An 8,833-nucleotide genomic window follows, 5' to 3' on the forward strand; every position below is an offset into this window, starting at 1 on the left:
ATTCAGGCCCTGTCCGCAGCGGTGCTAGGCGACCGGCACGGACAAGCCCCAGGACAAATACTGCGGCCCCGCAACCGAATCCGGTTGCGGGGCCGCAGTATTGGTTTGTGACGCTTGTCGATCAGCGGATCAGAAAGCCGCTTCGTCGAGCTCCATCACGTCGTTGTCGATGTTCTCGACGACGCCGCGGACCGAGGTCAGCAGCGGCAGCATGTTCTTGGCGAAGAAGCTCGCAACCGCGACCTTGCCGTCGTAGAACGCCTTGTCGCCATCGGCGGCACCCTCGTCGAGCTTGGTCAGCGCAACCTCGGCCTGCTTGAGCAGCAGCCAGCCGATGAGCAGATCGCCGACGGCCATGAGGTAGCGCACCGAGCCGAGGCCGACCTTGTAGAGCTGCGTCGCGTCTTCCTGCGCACCCATGAGGTAGCCGGTCAGCGTTGCGGTCATCGACTGCACGTCCTCGAGTGCGGTCTTCAGCAGCGCACGCTCGGTCTTGAGGCGACCGTTGCCGGCCTCCGAGTCGATGAACGTCTGGATCTGGCCCGCGACGTGTGCGAGCGCCTGGCCCTTGTCGCGAATGATCTTGCGGAAGAAGAAGTCCTGCGCCTGGATGGCCGTGGTGCCCTCGTAGAGCGAGTCGATCTTCGAGTCACGGATGTACTGCTCGACCGGGTAGTCCTGCAGGAAGCCGGAGCCGCCGTAGGTCTGCAGCGACTCGGTCAGCGTGCCGTAGGCACGCTCGGAGCCGACGCCCTTGACGATCGGCAGGAGCAGGTCGTTGACGCGGTGAGCCATGGCGGCATCGGCGCCGGAGACGATCTGGGCAGCAGCCTCGTCCTGGTGCGACGCGGTGTACAGGTACACGGCGCGCAGGCCCTCTGCGTAGGCCTTCTGGGTCATCAGCGCACGACGCACGTCCGGGTGATGCGTGATGGTCACGCGCGGAGCGGTCTTGTCGGTCATCTGGGTCATGTCAGCACCCTGGACACGCTCCTTGGCGTAGTCGAGTGCGTTGAGGTAACCGGTCGACAGGGTCGAGATCGCCTTGGTGCCCACCATCATTCGAGCGTGCTCGATGACGTCGAACATCTGCGCAATGCCCTTGTGGACCTCGCCGACGAGCCAGCCCTTGGCCGGAACGCCGTGCTGACCGAAGGTGACCTCACAGGTGGCCGAGACCTTCAGGCCCATCTTGTGCTCGACGTTGGTGACGAAGGCGCCGTTACGCTCTCCGAGCTCACCGGTCTCGTGGTCGAAGTGGAACTTCGGAACGAAGAACAGCGAGAGACCCTTGGTGCCGGGACCCGCGCCCTCGGGGCGAGCGAGTACCAGGTGGAAGAGGTTCTCGGTCATGTCCTGATCGCCCGAGGTGATGAAGCGCTTCACACCGTCGATGTGCCAGGTGCCGTCTTCCTGCTCCGTTGCCTTGGTGCGGCCTGCGCCGACATCCGATCCGGCGTCGGGCTCGGTCAGCACCATGGTGGCGCCCCAGCCGCGCTCGGCGCAGATCTCGGCCCACTTCTTCTGCTCATCGGTGCCGTTGTTGTAGAAGATCTCCGAGAAGCCTGCGCCCGCGGAGTACATGAACAGAGCGGGGTTGGCGCCGAGCACCATCTCGCCGAGCGCCCAGTACAGCGAACGCGGAGCGGGCATGCCGCCGAGGTCCTCGTGCAGACCCACCTTGTCCCAGCCGGCCTCGATGTAAGCGTTGTACGACTTCTTGAACGCCTCGGGGATCGTGACGCTGTGCGTCTCCGGGTCGAAGGTCGGGGGATTGCGGTCGCCCTCCGCGAACGAGTCGGCGATGACGCCCTCCGACAGGTTCTTCACCTCACGGAGCATGTCGACGGCGGTCTCGTGATCGAGATCGCCGAACTCTCCGGACTCGAGGACCTTGTCGAGTTCGAACACGTCGAAGAGGTTGAACTGCAGGTCGCGCATATTGCTCTTGTAATGACCCATTGCTGGTTCCTTCTACTAGACCTGGCATATAAGCCGCGGGCTGACGATCGTCGGGCGTGTCGAGGTGAGCGTCGGGAAAGCGCATGGTCTGGACGTTGACGCGGACACCAAGTTACTCGCCAGTAACCCCAGTTTACCGCGAGGCGCAACACACTCACAACCTCAGCGCATGTGAGCGTGCTCGCAATTGCAAGCAGTGCGGTAAGAAGTCTCGACGCAGGTCGGTCAGAGACCTTCGCGCAGGTAGGACAGGTCGGCGGGTATGCCTTCCGCGGGTGTTTCGAGAATCAGCGGCGCGTCGGCGATGCGGGCGACTTCGACGAGGACGTCGGGATCGATGTGACCCGACTCCAGATTGGCGTGGCGGTCGCGGCCCGAGTCGAACTCGTCGCGCGAGTTGTTCAGGTGAACCAGGTCGATACGGCCGGTGATGGCACGCACGCGCTCGACCAGGCCGACGAGGTCTTCGCCGCCTGCCCACGCGTGGCAGGTATCGAGACAGAATCCGGCCTGCTCGAAATCGCCGACCGCGTCCCATAGCCGGTCGATGGCCTCGAGGGTTCTGGCCATGGCGTGATCGCCGCCCGCGGTGTTCTCGATGAGGATCGGAACACCGAAGCCGCCCTTGTCCTGCTGGCGGTCGAAAAGCTTGCGCCAGTTGGCAAATCCCTCTGCGGCGTCTTCGCCATCGCGAAGGTGGCCGCCATGTACGACGAGGCCGAAGGCCCCCAGCTCGGCAGCGGCGTCGGCTTGCTGTTCGACCGCCTTGCGGGACGGCATCCGGAGTCGGTTGTTCAGACTCGCGACGTTGATCTGATAGCTCGAATGGACGACGACGTCGATGGGCGACTCACGGATCTGCTGGGCCTCCGGATGTGGCTGCGGCTTCTTCCAGCTCTGCGGGTCGGTGACGAACATCTGGAAGACGTCGATACCGAGTTCTTCTGCGGTCTCGAGTGGTGCGGCGTCTTCACGCAGGTGGGCTCCGATGCGCATGACGCCAACGATAGTGAACCGCTCGCTGGTGACTTTCGCGGGCAGCCTGGCGCGTGCTCAGTCGTGCGTGTGCTCAGTCGCCGAGTCCCGGCTCGGTTTCGATGGTGATCGGAACGCCGCTGGCGATCAACAGCCGACACGGCGCCTCGGTGTCGCGGTAGAGGTGTAGCCACTCGTGACCCGAGCCGTGCTCGTAGACCTTGTCCAGCGCGCGGTTGAGTCGGGCCTCCGCCTCTTTGGTGATCAGGTAGCGCTGATCGCCGTAGCGGAGAAAACGATTGGGCATGAAACCTCCCGGCGCCTACTGCCACATCGCTGTGATGCGCATCACCAGTCTAGGAAGTCTTTGCTGTGGATGCGCCATCAACGGGTGGCAAACACCCCGTAACCGCCCGGTGTTCACTAGGCTGACAAACAGTTAAGGATGGACGTCGTTCCATCGTGTTTGTCGAATGCGACGCGTCAGCATCTCATTCGACCGATGGAATCAGGATTGTCCGCTTGAGCGTAGAAGACGCGGTACGGCCTCCGAGGCGAGGCGCAGGCGACGACGATTCGGACGAGCCGGCAACGATGGCGCCTGTTCTCGACGACGTCGCCGACGCTGCGGAACTCGAAGCCGAGCCGGAGAAGCGGCGCGACCTGACCATGGTCAGACGCATCGCCATCGTGGCGTGGGTTGCGTTCATGGCCTACGAATTCTCCGTGTACGGCCTCGCCTTCGACCGCACGCGCCTGATTGTGCTGCTGTGTCTCGGGCTGTTCGCCGCGAGTATCGGCCGCCGTCGCGCGATCACCGTGCTCATCGACTGGGCGCCGTTCGCGCTCATTCTGATTCTCTACGACTGGACGCGGGACGTCGCGCGGATCGTCGACATGCCGACGCACTGGCACCTCGCCGCCGACGTCGATCATGCGATGTTCGGCGTGGTGCCGACCGTCTGGCTGCAGGGCCACCTGAAAGAAGCGTCGGCGCCGTGGTGGGAGATCGTCACCAGCGTCGTCTACATGTCGTACTTCGTGGTGCCGTACGCCGTCGCCGCTGTGCTGTGGTTGCGCGACCGTTCGTCGTGGCGTCGTTTCGCGGCGTGCTTCGTGGCAGCGACGTTCCTCGGCCTTGTCGGCTACACGCTTGTGCCCGCAGCGCCGCCGTGGGCCGCTGCACGGTGTACCGCTGAGCAGGTTGTCGACGGTCCGCGCGACGCCGAGTGCATGACGACGCCCGAGGCGACGACGCCGGGCGGCATCCTCGGTCCGACCGACCCGCAGCATCCGGGCGCGCAACCCTACGTCGAGCGCATTTCGGCGCGCGGCTGGGAGTACCTCAATATCCACGTGGCGTCGAACCTGATCGAGGTGGGGCAGGGCAAAGCCAACCTCGTCGCGGCGATCCCGTCCCTGCACGCGGGTCTGACGATGCTGCTTGCCCTGTTCATGTGGCCACGGGTGAAAGCTCTGGGCAAAACGCTGTTCATGGGGTACGCGTTCGCGATGGCGTTCACGCTCGTCTACACCGCGGAGCACTACGTCTTCGACGTATTGCTCGGATGGGCACTGGCCGCGTTCGTGATCGCCGTCTACACGCTGATCGACCGCCGATTCATCCTCCCGCGTCAACGACGCCGCGCCGAGCAGGAGAGCGCCGAGCAGGAAAGTGGCGCGGCCGCCTGAGCGGTCACGCGCCGGTATTCTGGTCGCCGTGGCCGCATCGCGTAGACGGGTGAGTGGTGGCCGGCGTTTCGTACAGCGCTTGGCGGCGAGGCCCGCACGTATTGGCTTCGCGGGGCTCCTCGTGTTTGCCGTCGTCGTGATGCACGGCCTCCTCGGCCCGACCCATGCCGAGTCCCGCGCGATGCCTCCCGCGCACGCCGAGATGCAGATGATGCAGTCGGCTGGTGCCGACGCGGGCATGTCGTCCGGCGATCATTGCGCCGTCCTCGGGCATCACTGTCTGTCGCTGCGCGCCATCGACTTTCCCACCATCGAGCCCGCGATGGTCGCAATCCTGGTGTTCGCCGCACTACTGCTCGCGATGGCTGCGGTATGGATGCCGGCTGTTCGCCAGCTCGGCCGTCCGCCTCCGTGGGCGATCCGTGATCACCTGTGTCTGAACGTGATTCGCTGCTGATTCGACGACGCCAGGTCCCGCTTGCACCGGGGCCGAGTCCAGCAGGTCACCACAGACAAGGAAAACCAGTATGTCCAGCAACACAATTCGTCGTACCCGCATGCTCGCTGCCTGCGCTGGTGTCGCCGTAGTCGTCGGGATCGCGGGCTGTTCGACGTCCGAGAGCGGGTCTGACAGCGCATCCGGTGAAGCGTCGTCGACCAGTGCGGACGCTAGCCGAAACGCCTCGTCATCGCAGAGTGCGTCGGCCGAATCGACCACGCACAACGCCGCCGACGTGACGTTCAACCAGATGATGATCCCCCATCATCAGCAGGCCATCGCCATGGCCGATCTCGTACCGTCGCGCACCGACAACACCGCGGTTCGCGAGTTGGCGACGCAGATCAAGAACGCCCAACAACCCGAGATCAACCAGATGACCGAGCGGTTGAGGTCGTGGGGTGTCTCGACAACTCCCGAATCGCAGAGCGCCCAGGACCACGGCTCCATGGACCACGGCTCTATGGATCACGGCTCGATGGATATGGGTGACGGTGCCGAGGGCATGGGCATGATGTCCGAGCAGGAGATGACTGCCATGGAGAATGCGCGCGGCCAGGAGTTCGACACACTCTGGCTGAAGGGAATGATCGCGCATCACCAGGGTGCTATCGACATGGCCAAGACCGAGCTGGCCGACGGGATCGACCCTGCGTCGCGAGCGCTTGCCGAGCAGATCACGACGTCGCAGCAAGCCGAGATCGACCGCATGCGCTCAATGCTCGGTCAGTGAATTCGACGGCCGGATCGGCGAGTAGGTCAGCGACTGGGTCGGGAATGATTCGGCCGTGAGGAGAGTCGACGGTCGGTGGGTGCACGCGGTGCGCTCGCCGGCCGTCGTACTCAATCCCGCCGCAGCGGCAACCGCATCAGGTAGACCTGGTATCCCACCGACACCGAGTACGTGAAGTACAGCGTGCTGCCCTGAGACCACGGGTGGATAAAGGGCGCGTATCCGGTCAGCGGGTTGTTCATCGGCACGACCAACTCACCAGATGTCCACGGGCCAACCGGGTCGTCGGCGGTCCGCATCACCACACCGTTGTCGCTTTGGCCGAGCGAGATGAACTTACCGAGATAGCTGTTGTAGGCCACCGACATCTCGCCGGTCGGTGCGGGCATGACCGGGGTTGCCGCAGATGGGTTGCCCCGCACCCAGTTCCCGTAGGAGAAGTAGTCGTAGGCGCCGAGGTTCTCGATGTCCTTGGCGTTCACCCGCGCGACGTACACCGCGCCGAAGCGACCGTCGGGAGTCCCGTAGGTGTAGACGGTATCGCCGACCTTGAGGAACGCGGTCATCTGGAACTTCTTGTTTCCCCCGCCGTTCGGACGGAAGGCGTTCAGTGCGCGCCAGTTGTTGCCGTTGTCGTCCGACGCGACGAGTCCCGACCAGTTGGTGTACCAGACTCCCGGCTGTCCCCAGTGCTTGACCGACATCACGCTCATGTACTGCCTGCCGTTCGCGGCGACACCCGCGGTCGGGATGATCGTGATCTCCTTGCGCAGATCAGGTTTCAGAAGGCGCTTTGCCTGTCTCGGGGGACCGGCGTGGCTGGTGAAGGTCATGCCGTCGGAGAGGTTGCGGTCGGTGCTGCGGAGCAGTGCGTTGGACTGCCAGTACCAGAGCTGTCCGTAGAGCAACGACCACCCGTTGAACGTCTGGGTGTCGCCGAACGCGGCGAGGATCTCGCCCTTGCCGTTGTCCCACATCGTGCCGAGGTCGGTGCCGTAGATGTTGTAGCGGCCAGGGGTGTCGTTGATCGAACCGGGTCCGGTCAGGCGCGCAACTGTGGTCGCTGCGCCCGCGGCGTAGGTGGCGGCCGGTGCTGTCGGAGCCACCACCGTGCCGATGGTCACCGTCGTCGCAGCGACTGCGACGACGGTCGCCATGACTCTTCTTCGCGCCGCCACGCGCACCTTCCGACCACTCCAGCCCAGTGACATGGCGTGACCCTATCAAGACCTAACGGTTACATCTCGTTGTAATGAGCGGTTCTCTCCGATTAGCAGACAATTACGCCTCACGATATCGATCGGTGAGATCGACGCTGGTGAAATCGATCTCCGCGGCGGCATTGTTGACCGCGGTGACAGTCCCCATTCCGAACATTCCGTGCGAATCAAACAGTCCGGCGGTACCGATGGAAATGCCGTCACTCTCGATGTGGCTGTCCGCCTCGACGCCCACCCAGTCGCCCTGTGGGAGACGAGCAAGTTCGACGGTGAGGTCGCAGTTGATGAAGCCGATACCGCTCGATCCCCAGTTCGTGACAAGACTCGTCGACTCCCCAGCGGTCACCGCCTTCACGAAAGCTGTCACTTGTTCGCCGTCGATTGCGGGCAGCGGATGCGACCAGAGCCGCTTGCGCCCACCGTTCTGATGCGCGCCCATGTCGGTGTTCCACGCGCCGTTCGACGCCCCCGCGGCGTCAGGGGCATCTGCCTCTGGGACGCCTGCTTCTGGAACATCCGACGAGAAGCGAGACATGACATCCGAGTCGCCGATGGGCTCGGTCGGCGGTCGGAAGGTGACGGCTTCGTCGGGCCGCCGCCACCGCGTGCCCGGCGGGTTCGCAGACGTCCGGAGGAACACCGCGGTCGCCCGCGCCACGACGACCTCTTCGGCGCTCGAGTCGCCGGCATTCGAGTCGGCGGTGCTCGCGACCCCAAACTGCACTACGTCGAGCTCTGCGACCCTGATTCGACGACCCGCGCGGACGATTCGGCCACGGGTGAATGTCGGTACCTCTCGCGCCACCTTGAACATGTCGATCGTGAACCGCGCAGGTCGAAAACCGTCCTCGCCGAACTGCTGCTCGACGCGGTGCGCGGCAAGAGCGCACACCGCGGGCCCGTTGAGCGTGCCGGGAGCCCAGAGGCTCAATGCGTACGAGGTGGGGGTCACGACGCCGTTGTCGGACGACGCTGCTGAGCTGTTTGGGGTGAAAAATGCGCGGGTTTTTGCCACGAATCACTCTTACTCGGACACAGACGCGTGCACGGAACCGCCCCCTCGAGCAACGCGTTTTCACTCAGTTGCGTCTGAATCCCGTCGCAACGACCGCCGCGGGGATAAGGTAACCGCATGACCTTTGCGCCGTATGCAAAACAGATCCCTGACGAATTGATCAGCTCTATTCGGACCGCCATGATCGTGACATCGATCATCGGCATCGTGCTCGGCATCATCGCGGTTGTGTGGCCTTCGGCAACGGTGGTCGTGCTCGCGGTTCTCTTCGGTATTGCGCTCATCGTTGCGGGCCTTTTCCGCATCTATGTGGCGTTCGCTGCAAAGGTCCTCGGTACGGGCTGGCGCATCCTTACCGGAATACTTGGCTTTCTGGTTCTGGTCATGGGCATCATTGCCCTGTTCAGCCCGGCGAATGCCGTCTGGTTCCTCGCGCTCTTCATCGGTTTCGCTTGGCTTTTCGACGGAATCGGCGACCTGGTGACCGCGTTCTCGAAGACCGCGCACGCCCCGACCTGGTACCTCATCCTCACCGGCGTGATCTCGATCCTGGCAGGTCTCGTGCTGCTGATCGGCTCGTCGATGTGGGCGTTGAGCGTGCTGGTGTGGGTCGCGGGAATCTTCCTCATCGTGATCTCGGTGATCACGCTGTTCAACCTTCCCAAGAAGGTCTCCGACCAGGCGGTCTGACCCGCCCTTCTTGTCCTCGAGCGGTGGGGCCCCGGCAACGGGGACCC

General features: G+C 64.0%; 9 protein-coding genes. 4 read left to right on the forward strand and 5 right to left on the reverse strand.

The window, feature by feature from the left end; translation table 11 throughout:
• Window positions 1-129: 129 nt before the first annotated feature.
• The 3 genes from A5785_RS17140 to A5785_RS17150 form a co-directional block, all read right to left on the reverse strand.
• Complete coding sequence (locus A5785_RS17140) at window positions 130-1,962, reverse strand: acyl-CoA dehydrogenase (protein WP_064867892.1); 1,833 nt, start codon at window positions 1,960-1,962, stop codon at window positions 130-132.
• 225 nt (window positions 1,963-2,187) lie between these two features.
• Window positions 2,188-2,958, reverse strand: coding sequence for a deoxyribonuclease IV (locus A5785_RS17145; protein WP_064867895.1), 771 nt, complete (start codon window positions 2,956-2,958; stop codon window positions 2,188-2,190).
• Between the two features lie 73 nt (window positions 2,959-3,031).
• Window positions 3,032-3,244, reverse strand: a complete 213-nt coding sequence (locus A5785_RS17150) for a hypothetical protein (protein WP_049700375.1) — start codon at window positions 3,242-3,244, stop codon at window positions 3,032-3,034.
• A 287-nt stretch (window positions 3,245-3,531) separates the two neighbouring features.
• On the opposite strand from A5785_RS17150, the gene A5785_RS17155 reads away from it, so the two are divergent.
• The 3 genes from A5785_RS17155 to A5785_RS17165 all read left to right on the forward strand — a co-directional run bounded on the left by A5785_RS17155 (window position 3,532) and on the right by A5785_RS17165 (window position 5,861).
• Window positions 3,532-4,629, forward strand: coding sequence for a phosphatase PAP2 family protein (locus tag A5785_RS17155; RefSeq protein WP_064867898.1), 1,098 nt, complete (start codon window positions 3,532-3,534; stop codon window positions 4,627-4,629).
• A gap of 28 nt (window positions 4,630-4,657) precedes the next feature.
• Complete coding sequence (locus tag A5785_RS17160) at window positions 4,658-5,086, forward strand: hypothetical protein (protein WP_231894039.1); 429 nt, start codon at window positions 4,658-4,660, stop codon at window positions 5,084-5,086.
• 70 nt (window positions 5,087-5,156) lie between these two features.
• Entirely contained in the window at window positions 5,157-5,861 is a 705-nt protein-coding gene (locus tag A5785_RS17165; RefSeq protein ID WP_082937790.1) for a DUF305 domain-containing protein, read from the forward strand.
• Between the two features lie 110 nt (window positions 5,862-5,971).
• Here the strand turns inward: A5785_RS17165 and A5785_RS17170 are convergent, their stop codons facing one another.
• Window positions 5,972-7,018 (reverse strand): DUF4185 domain-containing protein, encoded by a 1,047-nt coding sequence (locus tag A5785_RS17170; protein WP_064867901.1) that lies wholly within the window; start codon window positions 7,016-7,018, stop codon window positions 5,972-5,974.
• Window positions 7,019-7,142: 124 nt separating this feature from the next.
• Window positions 7,143-8,096, reverse strand: coding sequence for an acyl-CoA thioesterase domain-containing protein (locus A5785_RS17175; RefSeq protein ID WP_064867904.1), 954 nt, complete (start codon window positions 8,094-8,096; stop codon window positions 7,143-7,145).
• 117 nt (window positions 8,097-8,213) lie between these two features.
• Between A5785_RS17175 and A5785_RS17180 the strand changes: the two genes are divergently transcribed.
• The gene (locus tag A5785_RS17180; RefSeq protein WP_064867907.1) at window positions 8,214-8,786 is read left to right on the forward strand and encodes an HdeD family acid-resistance protein; all 573 of its coding nucleotides are present in this window, start codon (window positions 8,214-8,216) and stop codon (window positions 8,784-8,786) included.
• Window positions 8,787-8,833: the final 47 nt, after the last annotated feature.

Source organism: Gordonia sp. 852002-50395_SCH5434458, assembly GCF_001665905.1.
Lineage (GTDB): Bacteria > Actinomycetota > Actinomycetes > Mycobacteriales > Mycobacteriaceae > Gordonia > Gordonia jacobaea.